Here is a 19255-nt window from a genome sequence, read left to right on the forward strand (position 1 = left end):
CGACAGTGCGCCGGGAGGACGATCAACGGCAAGGATCGTTGCCGCTACAGCAAAACGGTCAGGAGTGCGGGTGGCCCACCGGCACGCCGTCGGCGTCGACCGGTGCCACCTGGTTGGGGTGCGCAGCGCGCTCGGCCCGGGCCGCCCGCTCCCGCTCGGCCAGCTGCTCCGCCTCGGTGGCCAGCGCCTCGGCCGCCTCCGCCGCGCGCTCCCTGCGGTACTCGCGGACGGACCAGGCCACCGCCGCCGCCCAGGTCGCGTAGACGAGCGTCAGGACGACGTACCGGACCGGGTCGCTGGCGCCGACCCAGTCGCTGCTGAGCAGGCTCGTCGCGTTGGTGGAGACGATCATGCCGCCGACCCCGGCGCCGAGCAGCCGCGGCGGGACGAAGCGGACCAGCCAGGCGGCCAGCGGTGCGGCGACCAGGCCACCGGCCAGCAGGCCGAGGACCCAGTAGGCGTTGATCCCCTGGCTGCCGAGGGCGAAGAGGAAGCCCAGGCTCGCGGCGAGGGAGACCAGGAACTCCGAGGTGTCGATCGAGCCGATCGTCTTGCGCGGCTCCATCCGGCCGCTGGCCAGGATGGCCGGGGTGCTCACCGGACCCCAGCCGCCACCGCCGGTGGCGTCGATGAAGCCGGCGGTGAGGCCCAGCGGGGCGAGGAACCGGGCGCGCATCGGCTTGCCCAGCTGGCGCCGGTCGATGCCGCGCAGGGTGAAGCGGGCCAGCAGGTAGAGGCCCAGACCCAGCAGGATGAGCGACATCACCGGCGCGGCGACGGCGGTGGAGATGTTCGACAGCACGGTCGCCCCGGCGAAGGCGCCGATCGCGCCCGGGACGCCGATCTTGGCGACGACCTTCCAGTCGACGTTGCCGAACTTCCAGTGCGACAGGCCCGAGGCGAGGTTGGTGCCGATCTCGGCCAGGTGCACCGTGGCCGAGGCGGCGGCCGGGTTGGTGCCGATGGCGAGCAGCAGCGTCGTCGAGGTGACGCCGTAGCCCATGCCCAGGCTGCCGTCGACGAGCTGGGCGCCGAGGCCCGCGAGGGCGAGCAGGATCAGGGTCTTCACGGGGGATGTGCTCCGGGTTCGTGGGTGCGGGCGCGCCGGGAGAGGGCGCAGCGGACCGCGGTGAACGAGGGGCGCCGGACGGCGCGGGAGGTCAGCGGCCGAGACAGACGGCGGTGCTGACCCGGAGCAGGTCGACGTGCAGACGGCTCACCAGGAACGCGCCGGGGAGGGCCGACGGGAGGCAGGTGGGGTGTCCACCGGTCGCCGTCGCCGTCGTCGTCACGCCGACATTCCTACCATGTTGGTAGAGATTGTGCGGAAGGGGGCCGGGAGGGCTCGGTCACGTCCGCAGGACGTCGTTGCGCACCGTCGCCCAGGCGACTGCCGAGCCCAGCACCATCGCCGCCGCGCAGAGCACGAGGGCGAGGGAGTAGCCGGAGCTGAACGACGCCGGGTCGGTGTGGTCGTCGCCGGAGAGCCCGACCGCCACCGGCAGCGCCGCGACCGCGAGCAGGTTCGCCGCCCGGGCGACCGCGTTGTTCACCCCGCTGGCCACGCCGGCCAGGTGGTCGGGGGCGGCGCCGAGCACGGTGGCGGTCAGCGGGGCCACCACCAGCGACATGCCCAGCCCCAGGCCCAGTGAGCCGGGCAGCACGTCGACCCAGTAGGAGCTGCCGGCCCCGACCCGGGTCAGCCACAGCAGGCCCCCGGCCGCCACCAGCGGGCCGACGGTCATCGGCAGCCGCGGCCCGATCCGCTGGGCGAGCGCGCCGGCCCGGGCCGACAGCAGCGTGATCACCAGGATCGAGGGCAGCAGGGCGGCGCCGGCCGCGGTGGCGCCGTAGCCCAGGACGGTCTGCAGCTGCAGGACGAGGAAGAACATCACCCCGCCCAGCGCCCCGTAGACGGCCAGGGTGCTGAGGTTCGCGCCGGTGAACTGCCGGTCGGCGAAGACACCCAGCGGCAGCATCGGCTGGGCCGCCCGGCGCTCCCGGACGACGAACGCCGCCCCGGCCAGCACGCCGACGGCCGCGGCGAGGAACACCTCCGGCTGCCCGGGGTCGCTGCCCGCCGAGATCAGCGCGTCGGTCACCCCGGCCAGGGCCAGCGCACCGAGGACGGCGCCGAGCACGTCGAAGCGCCCGGTGCGCTCGGGGTCCCGGCTCTCCGGCAGGTGCCGGGTGGCGACCAGGACCACGACCAGCGCGAACGGCACGTTGATGCCGAAGACCCAGCGCCAGCCGATCGAGTCGACGAGGAAGCCGGCCAGGAACGGGCCGACCAGCCCGGCCAGGCCGCCCAGCGCCGACCACAGGCCGATGGCGCGGGGGCGGTCCTGGTGCCGGAAGGAGGACTGGATGATCGCCAGGCTGCCGGGGGTCAGCAGCGCCCCGCCGATGCCCTGCAGCACCCGGGCGGCGACGAGCTGACCGGTCGTCTGCGCCAGCCCGCAGGCCAGCGAGGCGACCGCGAACCAGACGACGCCGAGCACGAAGACCCGGCGGCGCCCGTACCGGTCGCCGAGTGCGCCACCGAGCAGGACGAGCGAGGCCAGTGCCAGCGTGTACCCGGTCACCGTCCACTGCAGCCCGGACAGGGACGAGCCGAGGTCGCGGCTGATCGAGGGGAGCGCGACGTTGACCGCGGTGGCGTCCAGCAGCGCCATGGCCGAGGCGAGCACGGTGGCCAGCAGGACCCAGCGGCCCGGGGCAGTGCCCAGCGCGACCGGCTCGCCGGTGTCCGGCGGTGGCCCTCCGGCCGCCGCGGACGGGGACGCGGTCACCGGGTCATCCTGGTCGATCGGCCGACCGGTCGGGGAGCAGGACCCGTCGGTGTGGGGCGGCTCTCCTCCCGGGCCGCGCACCGGCGGGAACTGGACGGCCCGCAGCGACGACAGTGCAACCGTGCAGCAGCAGGAGCGGACCCGGCGAGCAGCCCACCGCCGTCCCGGGTCGGGGGTGCGGCGGCTGTCGGCCGCCGTCCTGCTGGGCGCGCTCCTGGTGCTCGGCGTGCTCGTCGACGTGGGCACCGCCCGCCCGGCCGCCGCGCACGCCACGGTGGTGACGACGACGCCGACCGACGGCGCCCGGCTGGACTTCGCGCCGGCCGAGGTGGTCGTCGAGTTCGACGAACCGGTCTCCCTGGGTGCCGGCTACGCGCGGGTCCTCGACGGCGACGGGGAGCGCGTCGACACCGGCGCCGCCGAGGTGCGCGGCACCACCCTCACCGTGCCGCTGCGGGAGAACTTGCCCGATGCCGGCTACGTGGCGACCTACCGGGTCGTCTCGGCCGACTCGCACCCCGTCTCCGGTGCCTTCTCCTTCGTGGTCGGTGACGGTGAGCTGGTGCCGGCCGGCTCCGTCGGCGAGGGGGACGGCGCGGACCCCGGCGTGGCCACGGCGCTGCCGGCCGCCCGGTGGCTGGGCTACCTGGGCCTGGCCCTCGGGCTCGGCGTGCCGCTGGTGCTGGCCACCTGCTGGCCGGGGGGCTGGGCGGTGCCCCGGCTGCGCCGGCTGGCCGGTGCGGGGCTGGCGGCCGTCGTCGTCGGCGGGCTGCTCTCGCTGCTGCTGCAGGGCCCCTACGCCGCCGGGAGCGGGCTCGGTCAGCTGCTGGACCCGCAGCTGCTGGGCACCTCGCTGGACTCGACCTTCGGCCGCACGTTGCTGCTGCGGGTGGTGCTCGCCGGGCTGCTGGCCGCCGTCCTGCTGCGCGGCTGGCGGCGGGGGAGCGCGCCGGGCACCGGCTGGCTGGTCGCCGCCGGGGTGCTCGCCACCGCGCTGGTGCTCTCCGTCGCCGCGATCGGTCACCCGGTCGCCGGGCCGCTGCCCGGGCTGGCCGTGACGGTGGCCGCCGTGCACGTCGCGGCGATGAGCGTCTGGCTGGGTGGGCTGGTCGCCCTGCTCGCTGGTGCCCTCCGCGGGCCGACGCCGGCGGGGGAGCTGCTCGCCGCGCTGCCCCGCTGGTCGGGGCTGGCCGCCGGCTGCATCGGCGCCCTGGTCGTCACCGGGGTGCTGCAGTCGATGCGCGAGGTCGGGTCGGTGTCCGCGCTGTTCGCCACCACCTACGGCTGGGTGCTGGTGGCCAAGGTCGCGCTCGTGCTGCTGGTGCTGGCCGCCGCCCTGGTCAGCCGGGACTGGGTGCAGCAGCGGGCGGGCACCCGCCGCCGCCCCTCGCGCCGGGTGGTCGCGCACGCGTTCGCCGCCGGGGCGGCCCCCACCGCCGAGGACCCCGCCGCCGGTGATCTCCCCGCTGAGGACCCCGCTGCCGTCGCGCCGCCGGCGACGATCGGCGTGCTGCGCCGGGCGGTGCTGCTCGAGTGCATCGGCGCGGCCGTCGTCCTGGCGCTGTCCGCGGTGCTGGTCGGCACCCCGCCGGCGAAGGCGGCCGTCGCCCAGCCGGTCGAGGTGACCCTGCCGCTCCAGTCGGCCGGCGGCACCGAGGACGCCGGTGCAGTGCAGGTCACGCTCGACCCGGCCACGGCCGGCCCGACCACGCTGCACGTCTACCTCTTCGACGCCATCGGGCAGCTGACCCAGCCGCAGCAGATCGGGGTCACCCTCACCGAGGTGGAGCAGCAGATCGGCCCGCTGGACGTCGACCTCGCCCCCGCCGGGCCCGGTCACTACGTCGCCGACCCGACGCTGCCCACCACCGGCACCTGGACCTTGACGGTGACCGTCCGGTTGGACGAGTTCACCGCGGTCACCGCCAGCACCGTCTTCCCGGTGCGCTGAACCCCTGCACGCCCCCCTGATCCGAGGAGAACCGTTGTCCCTGTCCCTGCTCCGCCCCGTGCGCCGTCCGGCCGTCGTCCTCCTGGCCGCGCTGCTCGCCTGGGCCGGGCTGCTCGTCGCCGGCACCGGCGTCGCCTCCGCGCACGTCACCGTCTCCTCCGGTGACGCCGCCCCCGGTGGCTACGGCAAGCTCACCTTCCGGGTGCCGAACGAGAGCGACACCGCCAGCACGGTCGGGCTGCGGGTCCAGGTGCCCACCGACACCCCGCTGACCTCGCTGCGCGCGCAGCCGGTGCCCGGCTGGACCGTCTCGCTGACCGAGGCGCAGCTCCCCGAGCCGGTCGAGGTGCACGGCGAACCGGTCGAGCAGGCCGTCTCGGTCGTGGAGTTCCGGGCCGAGGACGGGCAGGGCATCGCCCCCGGCCAGTTCCAGGAGTTCGCCCTCTCCGGCGGGCCCTTCCCGGAGACCGACGAGCTGGTCTTCAACGCCGTGCAGATCTACAACGACGGCACCGAGGCCGCCTGGATCGAGCCGACCGTCGACGGCCAGCCCGAGCCGCGGTACCCGGCGCCGGTGCTGTCGCTGGCGGCGGAGGACGCCGGGACCTCGACCGACACGGTCGCGACGACGACCGACACGGCCGCGGCCGACGAGGGCGGCAACGGCACCGCGGTCACCGCGCTGGTGCTCGCGGTGCTCGGGCTGCTCGCCGGGCTCGGTGGTCTGTTCCTCGGTCTGACCGCGCGCCGACGTACCGTGGCTCCGTGAGCGCTGCGACCCACCCGGCCCGTACCGGGCTGACCGCCCTGACCCTCGCGACCGGCCTGCTGCTGACCGGCTGCGGCGGGGACGCCGACGCCAGTGCCGAGGCCACCGGCCACGACCACGGATCGGCGGAGGCCCCGGCCACGCTGGAGGGCGGCGTGCAGGAGGGCGGCATCCAGCTGGTCGACCCGTACCAGAAGCCGGACTTCACGCTCACCGACACCTCCGGTGCGCCGTTCGACTTCGCCGAGCAGACCGCGGACGGGCCGACCCTGCTGTTCTTCGGGTTCACCCACTGCCCGGACATCTGCCCGACCACGATGGCCGACGTCATGCTGGCGCTGGGCGAGGTCGACCCGGCGGTGGCCGAGCAGACCTCGGTGGTGTTCGTCACCACCGACCCGGCGCGGGACACCCCCGAGGTCCTGCGGGAGTACCTGGACCGGTTCGACGCAGGCCCGCCGGCCGACTTCATCGGCCTCACCGGTGACCAGGAGCAGATCGACCAGGCGCAGCTGGCCGCCGGCATCCCGGTGGCGCAGAACGGCGGCGAGAGCCACTCCGCGCTGCTGCTGCTCTACGGCACCGACGGGGAGGCCGACGTCGCCTTCGACTCGGCCAACACCGCGCGCGACATCGCCCTCGAGCTGGCTGCCACCGCCGGGTGAGCCCGGGCAGTGTGCGCCCCGGGCCGGGCCGGGTCCTCGTGGTCCTGCTCGGGGTGCTGGCGGTCCTCGCCCTCGCCGCGCCGGCGTCGGCGCACGTGGGCGGCGGTGCGGCGGGCAGTGACTTCTCCGCCGCCGTCCGGTCGGTCTCCCCGCAGCTGCCGGGGGTGACCGTCCGGGTGCTGCAGTTCGGCGACGAGCTCGAGGTGGTCAACGAGACCGACACCGAGCTGACCGTGCCGGGGTACTCGGGCGAGCCCTACCTGCGGATCGGCCCGGACGGCGTCTGGCGCAACGCCGCCAGCCCGGCGACGTACCTCAACCTGGACCGGTACGGGCGCGCGCCGATGCCCGACGACGTCGACATCACCGCGGCGCCCCGCTGGGAGCAGGTGTCCACCCAGTCGCAGTACGTGTGGCACGACCACCGGACCCACTGGATGACCCAGGACCAGCTGCCCCCGGTGGTCGCCGCGGACCCGTCCCGGCCGCACACGGTGATCGAGTGGACCGTGCCGATGGTCCACGGCGGGACCGACGTCGTCGTCGAGGGGGTGCTCACCTGGACCCCGCCGCCACCGGGCTGGCTGGTCTGGCCCGGCCACCTGCTGCTGTTGGCGGCCACGGTGGCCGCCGGCTGGCTCGCCCGTGGCCCCCGGCCGCTGGCCGCCGTCCTCGCCCTGGGGGCGCTGGCCTCGATGTACCACGCGCTGGCCACCCCCGAGCCGCCGAGCAGCGTCTCCTCGCACGTCGGGGCGGTCGTCTCGGCCCTGCTCCCGGCGCTGCTGGTGCTGCTGGTGGCGGCGATCGGCGTGCGGGCGGCCGGGCGCGGTCGCGGCGTGCTGACCGGCCTGATGGCCGTGGTGGCCGGTTGGCTGCTGCTGGTGCAGGGCCTGCCCGACGTCGACGTGCTCTGGACGGCGAACGCGCTGACCGCCGGGCCGCAGCCGCTGGCCCGGGTGGCGGTCGCGGTGCTCGTGGCCGGCGGACTCGGTCTGGTCCTCGGCGGGGTCGGTGCGGTCCGCCGCTTCCGGGACGACGCACCGACGGGCCGCGCCCTGGCGCCCGATGTGCCCACCCCGGATGCCCAGGCCGGAGAGCCCGCCCTGCGCTGACCGGTCGACGTGTCGAGACGTCGACTCGGCGTCAGGTCGACTCAGCAACAGCGCGTCATCAGTCACTTCCGGAACGTTCTGACGATGTCACGCGGCGTGTCCTGGCGAACACGCCGCGCAGCGAATTACAACGGTGCAACTAGATGTTTCGATGTGTGCCAGACCGATCCGGAGCCGTTGGGGGACGCCGGAGGTCCCAGGAGAGGCAGGCGCATGGGCTCGAGGCACGCCGGCGCGACCGTCCGCCCCCGCGGACGTGAGGTCGCACCGTCCTCGGGCACGCAGCCCTCGGTCTCCCCGTCGTCCGGCTCCCCGTCGTCGGTCTCCCCGTCGTCCGGCTCTCCGTCGTCCGGATCCTGGCCGGCCGCCCTCCCGGCCGCCCCGGCGGCGGTCGCCCGCCGGCGTCCGGCCGCATTGCTCGCAGCGCTCGTCGTGGGGGCCACCGTCGCCCTGGTCGGCACCCAGACGCTGCCCGCCGCCGATGCCCGTGAGTCGGTCGAGGTGGCCGAGCTGCTCGGCTCGGACGCCGAGGGGCTGCTGGAGATCGAGCCGACCCCGCAGCTGGCGATCACCGAGGTCGAGGCGCGCGCCCGGCTGGAGGAGGTCGCCGCCTCGCGTGCCGAGCGGGCCGACCGGGTCGCGAAGGAGCAGGCCGCCGCGGCCGAGGCCGCTGAGGCGGCTGCGGAGGCGGCCCGGCCGAAGGCGTCCCCGCCGGTCAAGGGCGCGCGGCTGACCAGCTGCTTCTGCCCGCGCTGGGGGACGATGCACTGGGGGATCGACCTGGCGGCGCCGATGCTGACCCCGGAGTACGCGGTCGAGGACGGCGTCGTCCTGCGTGCCGGTGCGGCCAGCGGCTACGGCCTGGTCGTCTACATCCTGGGCGTCAGCGGTGACGTGACCGTCTACGGGCACATGGAGAAGATCACGGTCGCGGCCGGTGACGTGGTGAGCGCCGGGGACCAGATCGCCCTGCTGGGCAGTCGTGGCCAGTCGACCGGCCCGCACCTGCACTTCGAGGTCCACTCCGGCGGCGTGGACGGCAAGCGCGTCGACCCGGTGGTCTGGCTACGCGCCCGCGGCGTCGAGCTGTAGCGCCCGCGGCGTCGAGCTGTAGCGCCCGCGGCGTCGAGCTGTAGCGCCCGCGGCGTCGAGCTGTAGCCCCCGGCTCCGTTCAGGGGCCCGCGCTGAGCTTGCGAAGCGTGGGGGGAACGGGGTCCTTCTTCAGACCTGGCGGGACCAGGCGGTGACCAGGGTGGGCAGCACGATCCCGATGTGGAACGGCAGCAGGATCGCGCCGAGGAGGATGTTCGTCCCCGGCGCCGGCCAGCCGGCGACCAGCCAGACGCCGACGGCGAGGAGCTCCAGGGTCAGCAGGCCGAAGCCGATCCGGTAGGCGCGCGCGTAGGCCTCCCCGCGCAGCTGCCACTGGCGCTCGTCGAGCGCGTGGGCCGGCAGCTCCTCCACCCCGCGGGTGCTGCCCTTGAGCACGCCCAGGCACAGGGTGAACGCGACCACCAGGACCGCCATGCCGACGGCGAAGGGCACGGGTGCCCGCTCGGCGATGAGGAAGAGGGCCGCTTCGGCGACCAGCAGCCCGCACATCGCCACCACCAGCCGACGTCGGACGCGTGGGGTGCGGGTGTACTCGAAGCGCGGGTCGTCGAGACGGGCGGCGCGCCGCTGGGTGCGGGTGGGGCTGCTCATGAGGACTCCTGGGTGCCGTAGACCTGCTCGGACAGGGTGCGGAACGGGGTGAGGGAGAAGACCGCCTCCATCGGGAGGCCGAAGACGGCGGCCAGCCGCAGCGCGAGCGTGGCGCTGGGGCTGTACTCGCCGCGCTCGAGGTAGCCGATCGTCTGGTAGTGCACGCCGACGGCGTCGGCCAGCTCCTGGCGGGACATGCCGCGCTCGGTGCGCAGCAGGGTGAGGCGGTTGTACAGCTCCACCTCGTCGGAGCGTTTGCGCGGTGCCATGTAGCAAAGTTACTACGCCAGCAGGTCGAAGTGCTACCCCACGGGCGGTGGGGGGTCCTTCAGGAAGCGGTAGCCCATCCCGGGCTCGGTGTGCAGGTACCGGGGGTGCGCCGGGTCCGGCTCGAGCTTGCGGCGCAGCTGGGCGAGGTAGACCCGCAGGTAGTTGGTCTCCCGCTCGTAGGCCGGGCCCCACACCGACTGCAGCAGCTCCCGCTGGCCGACCAGCCGACCGGGGTTGCGCACCAGTTCCGACAGCAGCGCCCACTCGGTCGGGGTCAGCCGCACCGGGACGCCGTCCACCGTCACCTGCTTGGCGGCGAGGTCGACGGTGAAGTGGTCGGTGACCACCTGCGCCTGCCCGGGGTCGGCGGTGCCCCGGCGGAGGGCGGCGCGCAACCGGGCGAGCAGCTCGGCCATGTCGAAGGGCTTGGTCACGTAGTCGTCGGCGCCGGCGTCCAGGGCGCCGACCTTGTCCGAGCTGTCGCCGCGGGCCGAGAGCACCACGACCGGGCCGGTGAACCACGGGCGGAGCCCGGCGAGCACCTCGGTGCCGTCCAGGTCGGGGAGCCCCAGGTCGAGCACGACCAGGTCGGGGTGGGCGGCCGCGGCCGCGGCCTCGGCGAGCGCGGTCCGCCCGTCCTCGGCGGTGACGACGTCGAAGCCGGCGGCGCGCAGGGTGATCCGCAGCGCCCGGCGCAGCTGCGGGTCGTCGTCGACGACGAGCACCCGGCTCACGCCTCGGCCGCCGTCAGCCGGGGGCCGGACGCGCTGTCGACGGGGGCGGCGGGCAGCGACACCAGCATGGTCAGCCCGCCGCCCGGGGTCTCCTCGGCGGTGAGGGTGCCGCCCATCGCCTCGGTCAGGCCGCGGGCGACGGCCAGGCCCAGGCCGACGCCCTGCCCGGCGGGGGAGTCGCCCAGCCGCTGGAACGGCGCGAACATCCGGTCCCGGTCCCGCGCCGGCACGCCCGGGCCGCGGTCGACCACGCGCACCTCGACCCGGCCGGCGACGCGGGAGACGTCGACCTGGAGGCCGCCGGTCGCGTGGCCGGCGGCGTTGAGCAGCAGGTTGGCCACCACCCGCTCCAGCAGCCCGGGGTCGGCCAGCGCCGGCGGCACGTCGGTGGCGTCGGGGCGGGTCACCCGCCGCCGCTGGGTGGGGTCCAGCCAGGTGAGCGCCCGGCCGACCACCGCGGCGACGTCGACCGGGTCCGCGGTCGGGGTCACCACACCGGCCTGCAGCCGGCTCATGTCCAGCAGGTTGTCGACCAGGCCGGTGAGCCGGTCGGCCGACTCGTCGACGGTGGCGACCAGCTCGGCGCGGTCCTCCTCGCTCAGCGCCAGCTCCTCGGTGCGCAGCGCGGACGCGGCGGCCTTGATCCCGGCCAGCGGGGTGCGCAGGTCGTGGCTCACCGCAGCGAGCAGGGCGTTGCGCATGCTGTTGCCGGCGGCGAGCCGGGAGGCCTCCGCGGCCTGGGCGGCGAGCCGGCCCTGCTGCAGGGCGACCGCGGCCTGCTCGGCGACGGAGACCAGCACCTTCCGGTCACCGGCCGGCAGCGCGCGCCCATACAGCCGCAGGGTGAGCGTGTCGGTCACCGCGACGTCGTCGACCTGGTCGTCGGCGCCGTGCTCGCCGCAGGTGCCGACGGTGTGCTCGCGACCCTCGGTGCTCTCCACCATCGTGACCGAGCGCAGGCCGAACGCCTCCCGGATCTGCTCCAGCAGGCTGGGCAGCCCCCGGTCGCCGGCGAGCACCGAGCGGGACAGCGAGGCGAGCATCGCCGTCTCGGCGCGGGAGCGGGCCGCTGCGGTGGCCCGGCGGGCGGACCGGTCGACGACGGCGGCCACCGCCACCGCGACCACCACGCCGCCGAACAGCGAGACGACGTCGTCGACCTGGCTGACCGTGAGCCGGCCGGTGGGGGCGGTGAAGAACCAGTTGGCGACCAGCCCGCCGGCGACGGCGGTGGCCAGCGCCGGCCCCAGCCCGCCGACGATCGCGACCGCGGTGACCAGCAGGACGAAGGCCAGCAGGACGCTGGCCAGCGACAGCGCCGCCTGCGCGGCGATGCAGCCCAGCGCCAGCACCGGTACGCCCAGCACGGCCACCAGCCAGCCCAGCCAGCGGCGCCGTGCGGTGAGCGCCCCCTGGCTGCGGGGCAGCCGCCAGCCCTGCGACCCGGCGGCGGAGTGGGTGACGATGTGCACGTCGATCTCGCCGGAGCCGGCGATCACCCGCCCGCCGATCCCGCCGCGCAGCGCCCGCGCCCATCGCGGGCGCCGGCTGGTGCCGATGACCAGCTGCGTGGCGTCGACGCCCCGGGCGAACTCCAGCAGGGCCTCGGCGACGTCGTCCCCGACGACCTGGTGGTAGCTGCCGCCCAGGCTCTCCACGAGTGCCCGCTGGGCGCGCAGCGCCCCGGAGGAGGCGCCGGCCAGGCCGTCGCCGGAGAGCACGTGCACAGCGAGCAGCACGCCGTTGCCGCTGCGCCGGGCCACCCGGGAGGCGCGGCGGATCAGCGTCTCGCCCTCCGGGCCACCGGTGAGGGTGACGACCACCCGCTCGCGGGCCTCCCAGACGTGGTCGATGGCGTGGTCGTGCTTGTACGTGCGCAGCCCCTCGTCGACCCGGTCGGCGAGCCACAGCAGCGCCAGCTCGCGCAGTGCGGTCAGGTTGCCGACCCGGAACCAGTGGCCCATCGCGGCGTCGACCCGCTCGGCGGGGTAGACGTTGCCGTGCGCCAGGCGGCGGCGCAGCGCCTCCGGGCTCATGTCGACCAGCTCGATCTGGTCGGCCCGGCGGACCACCGCGTCGGGCACCGTCTCCTGCTGCGGTACGCCGGTGATCTGCTCGACGACGTCGTTGAGGCTCTCCAGGTGCTGCACGTTGACCGTGGTCAGCACGCTGATCCCGGCGTCCAGCACCTGCTCGACGTCCTGCCAGCGCTTCTCGTGCCGGCTGCCGGGCACGTTGGTGTGCGCCAGCTCGTCGATGACGACGACGTCCGGGCGGCGGGCGAGCACGGCGTCGACGTCCAGCTCGTCGAGGGTGACGCCGCGGTGGGTGACCCGGGCGCGGGGGAGCACCTCCAGGCCCTCGACGGCGGCGGCGGTGCGCGGCCGGCCGTGCGTCTCGACCAGGCCGACGACGACGTCGCAGCCTCGTTCGCGGCGCCGGTGGGCCTCACCGAGCACGGCGAAGGTCTTCCCGACGCCGGGGGCGGCGCCCAGGTAGATGCGCAGCGTGCCGCGGGCCATGCCGTCCATGATCACCCCGGGCACCGACAGTCCGATGCCGCCGGGCGTCAGGATCCCGTCAAGACCACCCCCGGCGGGTGACCCGGGGTCGCCCGGCTCAGCCGGCCTGGCCGTGCGGCCGGCACGTCAGGGTGCGGTGTCGCAGCCGGCGACGGGCCAGCAGCGCCCCGGCCAGGACGGCGACCGCGGCGACCGGCACCCAGCCGGCCTCGTCCGCGACCTGCTGCCCAAGCTCCCGGGACAGCAGGACGACGGTGGTCGCCCACGCGGTGCTGCTGGCGACGACGACCGGCCCCAGCAGCCGCAGCGGCACGCCCGCGCCCCCGGCGACGCGGGGCGTCAGCGTCCGGGTGACCGCGGCCCAGTGCGCGGCGGCGAGCACCAGCGCCGTGTGCCGGGGCGACCGGGTGGTCAGCCACAGCTGCGCCTGCCGCACCGCCGGCTCGACCCGGGTCCGCAGCCGGCCCTGCGGCGGGCCGGTCTGCCGGCGGTGGTGGCCGCGCAGCCAGCCGTGCACCGCCCCACCGCCGCTCGCGGCCGCGGCGACGGCGATGGGCAGCGCGGGGTGTGTGCCGGTGGTCGCCGACCACAGCCCCAGGACGACGAGGGTGGTCGACCCGGGCAGCAGCACCCCGGCGACCACCCCGCTCTCCAGGGCCAGGACCAGCGCGGCGACGCCGAGCACCAGCGCCGCCGGCCACCCGCCCACCTGGTCGAGCGCGGCGGTCACCACGGACGTGCCCGCACCGTCGTCGGCATCTGCTGCCCCCTCGTCGCCGCCGGGCTCACGGCGGTCGGCTGGGACGAGCCTGTCGGGAACCGGGGCCCGGCACATCAGGGATCCCCCTGATCCGGCCGCTTGACCCCAGGGCCGGACGACGCGACGGTCGACCGTCAGGAGGGAGGGGACGCCATGGGCAGCACGCCAGGACCGGTCCGATGAGCCGCGCGAGCGAGGACTCGAACCGGCGGATGCTGCGCGCTCGCGACGTGATGGACCGCAGCTACGCCGAACCGCTCGACGTCCCGGCCCTGGCCCGGGTCGCGCACGTGTCGGAGGCGCACTTCATCCGCACCTTCCGGGCCACCTTCGGCGAGACGCCGCACCGGTACCTGCAGCGGCGGCGGGTGGAGCGGGCGATGTGGCTGCTGCGCAGCACCGGCACCAGCGTCACCGACGTCTGCATGGCCGTCGGGTTCGCCAGCCTGGGCACGTTCAGCCGGGTGTTCACCGAGATCGTGGGGGAGCCGCCGAGCGTGTACCGGCGTCGTGGTCCGCTGGCGCCGGTGCCCTCCTGCTTCGGCATGCGGTGGCTGCGGCCCAGCGGGGAGACCGCACTTTCGGAGAAGCCCGGGGACGCTGCCCGCCCCTAGCGTCCTGACCATGTTGAACACGATCTCGATCACCTCCCTCTACGTCCTCGACCAGGACCAGGCGCTGGACTTCTACGTCGGCACGCTCGGCTTCGAGGTGCAGACCGACATGCAGTTCGGGCCGATGCGCTTCCTGACCGTGGCGCTGCCGTCCGACCCGGGTCACGCCGTCCTGCTCGAGCTGCCCGCGCCGCCGTCGGTGAGCCCGGAGATCGCCGGCCAGGTGCGCGACCTGGTCACCAAGGGCGCCGGCGGCGGGCACCTGTTCTTCACCACCGACGACGCGCGCAAGACCCACGCCGAGCTCAAGGAGCGGGGGGTGGACCTGCCGGAGGAGCCGATCGTGCAGCCCTACGGCATCGACTTCGGCTTCCGCGACCCGTTCGGCAACTCCGTCCGCGTCGCCCAGATGACCCCGCCGCCGTCCGCCTGACGGCGACGATGTGCGCTGAGGGCCCGTTCTGAGCTCACAACGGGCCCTCAGCGCACATCGCTGCGACCCACTGCCGAGTCCGGTGGGGGCGTCGTCCGTCAGGACGGCGTCAAGGTCGCCACCCCGCGCCGTCAAGGACTCGTCAAGACACCCGTCAGCACCGCTGAGCACTCCTAGCGTCGCCGCCCGGACGTGGACGACGCCAGGTCGTCCACCCGGATGCGGATGAAGGTGCTCTCGACGTGACCGACGTGGTCTACGTGCTCCTGACGCTGGTGGTCTTCGGCCTGCTGGCGCTGGCGGTGCGGGGGGTGGAACGGCTGTGACCTGGGTGGCGTTGGCCGTGGCCGCCGGGCTGGTGCTCTACCTGCTCGCGGGCCTGCTGTTCCCGGAGCGGTTCTGATGAGCAGCACCGCAGCCAGCTGGCTGCAGGTGGCGCTGCTGGTGGCCGCGCTCGTCGCCGTCCACAAGCCGCTGGGCGACTGGATGGCCCGCGTCTTCACCACCGACCCGGCCCCTCAGCCACCAAAATGGCCATTTTGGTGGCGGGGTGGAGGAGGGCACTGGCGGGTCGAGCGGCTGGTCTACCGCGCGGTGGGGGTGGACGCGGACTCCGAGCAGCGGTGGCCGGTCTACCTGCGCAGCGTGCTGGCCTTCTCGCTGGTGTCGGTGCTCTTCCTGTACCTGCTCCAGCGCGTGCAGCAGTGGCTGCCGCTGGACAACGGGATGGCCGGGGTGGAGCCGGGCTCGGCCTGGAACACCGCGATCAGCTTCGTGACCAACACGAACTGGCAGGGCTACAGCGGCGAGTCGACGATGGGCCACCTGGTCCAGATGGCCGGGCTGGCGGTGCAGAACTTCGTCTCGGCGGGCGTCGGCATCGCGGTGGCGATCGCGCTGGTGCGCGGCTTCGCCCGCAGCGGCACCGACCGGCTGGGCAACTTCTGGGTCGACGTGACCCGGGCGATCACCCGCTTGCTGTTGCCGCTGGCCACGCTCGCCGCCGTCGTCCTGGTGCTGGGTGGGGTGGTGCAGAACCTGTCGTCGGGCACCGACGCGACCACGCTGGCCGGGGCGACGCAGTTCCTGCCCGGCGGGCCGGTCGCCTCGCAGGAGGCGATCAAGGAGCTGGGCACCAACGGCGGTGGCTTCTACAACGCCAACTCCGCGCACCCGTTCGAGGGGCCGAGCGCCTGGGTCTCGCTGTTCCAGGTGTTCCTGCTGCTGGTCATCCCGTTCTCGCTGCCGCGCACCTTCGGCCGAATGGTCGGTGACCGCCGGCAGGGCCTGGCGATCGTCGGGGTGATGGCCGGCCTCGCCACCGCGTCGCTGGCGCTGACCAGCTGGGCGCAGGCCCGGGCCGGGGGAGCGGCGCTGCAGCTCGCGGGTGCCGCGACCGAGGGCCAGGAGGTCCGCTTCGGCGGGCCGCTCTCGGCGCTGTTCGGGACGGCGACGACGCTGACCTCCACCGGGGCGGTCAACTCGATGCACGACAGCTACACGCCCACCGGCGGGATGCTGGTGCTGGCGAACATGATGCTCGGCGAGGTCGCGCCCGGCGGGGTCGGCTCCGGGCTCTACGGGATGCTCGTGCTCGCCGTCGTCGCGGTGTTCGTCGCCGGGCTGATGGTCGGGCGCACCCCGGAGTACCTGGGCAAGAAGCTCGGCCGCCGCGAGATGACGCTCGCCTCGCTCTACGTGCTGGTCACTCCGGTGCTCGTGCTCACCGGGACGGCGGTCGCGGTCGCCACCGACACCGGCCTCAGCTCGCTGCTCAACAGCGGTTCGCACGGGCTCTCCGAGGTGCTCTACGCCTTCACCTCGGCGTCGAACAACAACGGCTCGGCGTTCGCCGGGCTGAGCGCCAACACGCCCTTCTACAACACCGCGCTGGGCCTGGCGATGGCCTTCGGCCGCTTCCTGCCCATCGTGCTGGTGGTCGCGCTGGCCGGCCGGCTCGCGGCACAGGGCAGGGCGCCGGTGACCGCCGGGACGCTGCCCACCCACCAGCCGCTGTTCGTCGGCCTGCTCGGCGCCGTCGTCCTGGTCGTCGTCGGCCTCACCTACTTCCCGGCGCTCGCGCTCGGCCCGCTCGCCGAGGCCCTCGCGTGACCGCCCCCCTCCCGGGGCCAAAGTCGCGATTTTGGCCCCTCCTCTCGACTGAAGGACTGTCATGACCGCGGCGCTCGATCGTCGTCCCGTCTCCGCCGCGCCCACCGAGCCACGCCCCCGCGCGGCGATCGAGTGGGGCCCGGCGCTGGCCGGTGCCGTCCGCAAGCTCGACCCGCGCGGCCTGGTGCGCCAGCCGGTGGTGTTCGTGGTGTGGGTCGGCTCGGTGTTCTCCACCGTGCTGGCGATCACCGACCCGTCGGTGTTCGGCTGGCTGATCGCCGGCTGGCTGTGGCTGACCGTGCTGTTCGCCAACGCCGCCGAGGCGGTGGCCGAGGGCCGGGGCAAGGCGCAGGCCGACACCTTGCGCAAGGCGCGGCAGACCACCGTCGCCTACCTGCTCGACGGATCCGAGGTGCCCGCCGCGGACCTGCGGCCGGGCATGCGGGTGGTCGTCGTCGCCGGGCAGGTGATCCCGGGGGACGGCGACGTCGTCGAGGGGATCGCCAGCGTCGACGAGTCGGCGATCACCGGGGAGTCCGCGCCGGTGATCCGCGAGTCCGGCGGTGACCGGTCGGCGGTGACCGGCGGGACGACGGTGTTGTCCGACCGGATCGTCGTGGAGATCACCAGCAAGCCGGGGGAGACGTTCGTCGACCGGATGATCGCCCTGGTCGAGGGCGCCTCCCGGCAGCGGACGCCCAACGAGATCGCGCTGAACATCCTGCTCAGCTCGCTGACCATCGTGTTCCTGATCGTGGTCATCACGCTGCAGCCGCTGGCGATCTACTCAGGTGCCGAGCAGTCGCTGACCACGCTGATCGCCCTGGTGGTCTGCCTGATCCCGACCACGATCGGCGCGCTGCTGTCGGCGATCGGCATCGCCGGGATGGACCGGCTGGTGCAGCGCAACGTGCTGGCGATGAGCGGCCGCGCGGTCGAGGCCGCCGGCGACGTGAACACCCTGCTGCTGGACAAGACCGGCACGATCACCCTCGGCAACCGGCAGGCCTCGGAGTTCGTCGCCGTTGGAGCGGCTTCGGAGGCGGAGGTCGCCGACGCCGCGCAGCTGGCCTCGCTGGCCGACGAGACGCCGGAGGGGCGCAGCATCGTCGTCCTGGCGAAAGAGCGCTACGGCCTGCGCGGGCGCGAACTGGACTCCGCCGTCTTCGTCCCCTTCACCGCGCAGACCCGGATGAGCGGGGTCGACCTGCCCGACGGCCGGCAGCTGCGCAAGGGCGCCGCGGGTGCGGTACTGGCGTGGGTGCGGGCGCAGGACGGCCCGGTGCCGCCGGAGGTCGGGGACGTCGTCGACGGCATCTCCGCCGCCGGCGGGACGCCGCTGCTGCTGGCTGTTGCGCACGGCGGGTCCGCTCGGGTGCTGGGTGTCATCCACCTCAAGGACGTCGTCAAGGAGGGGATGGCGGAGCGCTTCGCCGAGCTGCGCCGGATGGGCATCCGCACGGTGATGATCACCGGTGACAACGAGCGGACGGCGCGGGCGATTGCTGCTGAAGCCGGGATCGACGACGTGCTGGCCGAGGCGACGCCGGAGGACAAGCTGGCGCTGATCCAGCGCGAGCAGTCCGGCGGCCGGCTGGTGGCGATGACCGGTGACGGGACGAACGACGCCCCGGCGCTGGCGCAGGCCGACGTCGGGGTGGCGATGAACACCGGGACGACCGCGGCCAAGGAGGCCGGCAACATGGTCGACCTGGACTCCGACCCGACGAAGCTGATCGAGATCGTGGAGATCGGCAAGCAGCTGCTGATCACCCGCGGGTCGCTGACCACGTTCTCCATCGCCAACGACCTGGCGAAGTACTTCGCGATCCTGCCGGCGATGTTCGCCGGGGTCTTCCCGGGGCTGGACGCGCTGAACGTGATGCGGCTGTCGTCCCCGGAGTCGGCGATCCTGTCGGCCGTCGTCTTCAACGCGCTGATCATCGTGGCGCTGGTGCCGCTGGCGCTGCGCGGCGTGAAGTACCGGCCGGCGTCCGCGTCGGCGATGTTGCGCCGCAACCTGCTGCTCTACGGCGTCGGCGGCGTGGTGCTGCCGTTCGTCGGGATCAAGATCATCGACCTGCTCGTCTCTCTCATCCCCGGAATCGCGTGATGTCCGCTCTGCGTTCGGGCCGCCAGCTGGTGGCCGCCGTCCGTGCCCTGCTCGTCGCCACCGTGGTGCTCGGCCTGGCCTACCCACTGGTGATCACGGGCGTCGCCCAGGTGATCGCGCCGGCTCGCGCCGACGGGTCGCTGGTGTCGGTGGACGGATCCGTGGTCGGGTCTTCGCTGATCGGCCAGTCGTTCACCGACGAGGACGGCGACCCGCTGCTGGAGTACTTCCAGACCCGGCCGTCGGCGTCGGACTACGACGGCGCGGCGTCGGGCGGGTCGAACCTGGGGCCGAACTCCGAGGAGCTGGTCGCCGCGGTGGGGGAGCGGCGGGCTGACGTGGCCGCCTTCAACGGGGTGTCGGAGTCCGAGGTGCCGGCGGACGCGGTCACGGCGTCCGGGTCGGGGCTGGACCCGGACATCTCGCCGGAGTACGCGGCGCTGCAGGTCGCTCGCGTCGCCGAGGCCCGCGGGGTGCCGGTGGACGACGTCCAGGCGCTGGTGGACGAGTACACCGACGGGCGCGAGCTCGGCTTCGTCGGTGCGCCGCACGTGCGGGTGCTGAAGCTGAACCTGGCCCTCGACGAGCGCTTCGGCGCGAGGGCTGACTGTGAGCATGGCGGGGCCAGCTCGTAGCTGGTGAGCTGGCGCCGGCAGCGGTAGGTGTGACTCCAGGTCTGACTGGCTTCGTGCCTTTGAGCCGAC

Annotated in this window: 19 protein-coding genes; 11 read left to right on the forward strand and 8 right to left on the reverse strand. The window is 74.5% G+C overall.

What is annotated here, in order from left to right:
* Window positions 1–58 precede the first annotated feature (58 nt).
* From O2W16_RS20505 to O2W16_RS20515, 3 genes are all read right to left on the reverse strand, one after another.
* On the reverse strand, window positions 59–1069 hold the full coding sequence (locus O2W16_RS20505; protein WP_269160686.1) for a sulfite exporter TauE/SafE family protein: 1011 nt from the start codon (window positions 1067–1069) through the stop codon (window positions 59–61).
* 91 nt (window positions 1070–1160) lie between these two features.
* A complete protein-coding gene (locus O2W16_RS20510) occupies window positions 1161–1292 on the reverse strand; it encodes a putative leader peptide (protein WP_269160687.1) in 132 nt (43 codons plus the stop codon).
* Window positions 1293–1349: 57 nt separating this feature from the next.
* The gene (locus O2W16_RS20515; RefSeq protein ID WP_269160688.1) at window positions 1350–2792 is read right to left on the reverse strand and encodes an MFS transporter; all 1443 of its coding nucleotides are present in this window, start codon (window positions 2790–2792) and stop codon (window positions 1350–1352) included.
* A gap of 121 nt (window positions 2793–2913) precedes the next feature.
* Between O2W16_RS20515 and O2W16_RS20520 the strand changes: the two genes are divergently transcribed.
* From O2W16_RS20520 to O2W16_RS20540, 5 genes are all read left to right on the forward strand, one after another.
* Window positions 2914–4743, forward strand: a complete 1830-nt coding sequence (locus O2W16_RS20520; protein ID WP_269160689.1) for a copper resistance CopC/CopD family protein — start codon at window positions 2914–2916, stop codon at window positions 4741–4743.
* A 34-nt stretch (window positions 4744–4777) separates the two neighbouring features.
* Complete coding sequence (locus O2W16_RS20525; protein WP_269160690.1) at window positions 4778–5512, forward strand: YcnI family copper-binding membrane protein; 735 nt, start codon at window positions 4778–4780, stop codon at window positions 5510–5512.
* Complete coding sequence (locus tag O2W16_RS20530; RefSeq protein WP_269160691.1) at window positions 5509–6177, forward strand: SCO family protein; 669 nt, start codon at window positions 5509–5511, stop codon at window positions 6175–6177. The genes O2W16_RS20525 and O2W16_RS20530 overlap by 4 nt, the downstream gene beginning before the upstream one ends.
* Window positions 6174–7289, forward strand: coding sequence for a hypothetical protein (locus O2W16_RS20535; protein WP_269160692.1), 1116 nt, complete (start codon window positions 6174–6176; stop codon window positions 7287–7289). The genes O2W16_RS20530 and O2W16_RS20535 overlap by 4 nt, the downstream gene beginning before the upstream one ends.
* Before the next feature lie 213 nt (window positions 7290–7502).
* A complete protein-coding gene (locus tag O2W16_RS20540; protein ID WP_269160693.1) occupies window positions 7503–8381 on the forward strand; it encodes a M23 family metallopeptidase in 879 nt (292 codons plus the stop codon).
* Between the two features lie 129 nt (window positions 8382–8510).
* On the opposite strand, the gene O2W16_RS20545 is transcribed toward O2W16_RS20540, so the two are convergent.
* The 5 genes from O2W16_RS20545 to O2W16_RS20565 form a co-directional block, all read right to left on the reverse strand.
* Window positions 8511–8993 carry a hypothetical protein gene (locus O2W16_RS20545; RefSeq protein ID WP_269160694.1) on the reverse strand — a complete coding sequence of 161 codons (483 nt, stop codon included), beginning with the start codon at window positions 8991–8993 and terminating at the stop codon, window positions 8511–8513.
* Window positions 8990–9262, reverse strand: coding sequence for a helix-turn-helix transcriptional regulator (locus tag O2W16_RS20550; RefSeq protein WP_269160695.1), 273 nt, complete (start codon window positions 9260–9262; stop codon window positions 8990–8992). The genes O2W16_RS20545 and O2W16_RS20550 overlap by 4 nt, the downstream gene beginning before the upstream one ends.
* A 33-nt stretch (window positions 9263–9295) precedes the next feature.
* Window positions 9296–9997, reverse strand: a complete 702-nt coding sequence (locus O2W16_RS20555) for a response regulator (RefSeq protein WP_269160696.1) — start codon at window positions 9995–9997, stop codon at window positions 9296–9298.
* Window positions 9994–12543, reverse strand: a complete 2550-nt coding sequence (locus O2W16_RS20560) for a sensor histidine kinase (RefSeq protein ID WP_269160697.1) — start codon at window positions 12541–12543, stop codon at window positions 9994–9996. Before O2W16_RS20560 ends, O2W16_RS20555 begins: the two co-directional genes overlap by 4 nt.
* 73 nt (window positions 12544–12616) lie before the next feature.
* On the reverse strand, window positions 12617–13249 hold the full coding sequence (locus O2W16_RS20565) for a DedA family protein (RefSeq protein WP_269160698.1): 633 nt from the start codon (window positions 13247–13249) through the stop codon (window positions 12617–12619).
* A gap of 209 nt (window positions 13250–13458) precedes the next feature.
* On the opposite strand from O2W16_RS20565, the gene O2W16_RS20570 reads away from it, so the two are divergent.
* The 6 genes from O2W16_RS20570 to kdpC all read left to right on the forward strand — a co-directional run bounded on the left by O2W16_RS20570 (window position 13459) and on the right by kdpC (window position 19186).
* A complete protein-coding gene (locus O2W16_RS20570) occupies window positions 13459–13893 on the forward strand; it encodes a helix-turn-helix domain-containing protein (RefSeq protein ID WP_269160699.1) in 435 nt (144 codons plus the stop codon).
* A 10-nt stretch (window positions 13894–13903) separates the two neighbouring features.
* Window positions 13904–14326, forward strand: coding sequence for a VOC family protein (locus tag O2W16_RS20575; protein ID WP_269160700.1), 423 nt, complete (start codon window positions 13904–13906; stop codon window positions 14324–14326).
* Between the two features lie 331 nt (window positions 14327–14657).
* The gene (locus O2W16_RS21740) at window positions 14658–14729 is read left to right on the forward strand and encodes a potassium-transporting ATPase subunit F (RefSeq protein ID WP_442928925.1); all 72 of its coding nucleotides are present in this window, start codon (window positions 14658–14660) and stop codon (window positions 14727–14729) included.
* Window positions 14729–16438: a potassium-transporting ATPase subunit KdpA gene (kdpA, locus tag O2W16_RS20580; protein WP_269160701.1), complete on the forward strand. Its 1710-nt coding sequence runs from the start codon at window positions 14729–14731 to the stop codon at window positions 16436–16438. The genes O2W16_RS21740 and kdpA overlap by 1 nt, the downstream gene beginning before the upstream one ends.
* Before the next feature lie 61 nt (window positions 16439–16499).
* Complete coding sequence (gene kdpB / locus O2W16_RS20585; protein WP_269160702.1) at window positions 16500–18551, forward strand: potassium-transporting ATPase subunit KdpB; 2052 nt, start codon at window positions 16500–16502, stop codon at window positions 18549–18551.
* A complete protein-coding gene (gene kdpC / locus O2W16_RS20590; protein ID WP_269160703.1) occupies window positions 18551–19186 on the forward strand; it encodes a potassium-transporting ATPase subunit KdpC in 636 nt (211 codons plus the stop codon). Before kdpB ends, kdpC begins: the two co-directional genes overlap by 1 nt.
* Window positions 19187–19255 lie beyond the last annotated feature (69 nt).

The sequence above is a fragment of the Modestobacter sp. VKM Ac-2984 genome (genome assembly GCF_026967985.1).
Taxonomy (GTDB): domain Bacteria; phylum Actinomycetota; class Actinomycetes; order Mycobacteriales; family Geodermatophilaceae; genus Modestobacter.

Coding starts and splice junctions, on each gene's coding strand:
- O2W16_RS20540 (WP_269160693.1), top strand. CDS start 7,503: ATGGGCTCGAGGCACGCCGGCGCGACCGTCCGCCCCCGCGGACGTGAG.
- O2W16_RS20545 (WP_269160694.1), bottom strand. CDS start 8,993: ATGAGCAGCCCCACCCGCACCCAGCGGCGCGCCGCCCGTCTCGACGAC.
- O2W16_RS20550 (WP_269160695.1), bottom strand. CDS start 9,262: ATGGCACCGCGCAAACGCTCCGACGAGGTGGAGCTGTACAACCGCCTC.
- O2W16_RS20570 (WP_269160699.1), top strand. CDS start 13,459: ATGAGCCGCGCGAGCGAGGACTCGAACCGGCGGATGCTGCGCGCTCGC.
- O2W16_RS20575 (WP_269160700.1), top strand. CDS start 13,904: ATGTTGAACACGATCTCGATCACCTCCCTCTACGTCCTCGACCAGGAC.
- kdpA (WP_269160701.1), top strand. CDS start 14,729: ATGAGCAGCACCGCAGCCAGCTGGCTGCAGGTGGCGCTGCTGGTGGCC.
- kdpB (WP_269160702.1), top strand. CDS start 16,500: ATGACCGCGGCGCTCGATCGTCGTCCCGTCTCCGCCGCGCCCACCGAG.
- kdpC (WP_269160703.1), top strand. CDS start 18,551: ATGTCCGCTCTGCGTTCGGGCCGCCAGCTGGTGGCCGCCGTCCGTGCC.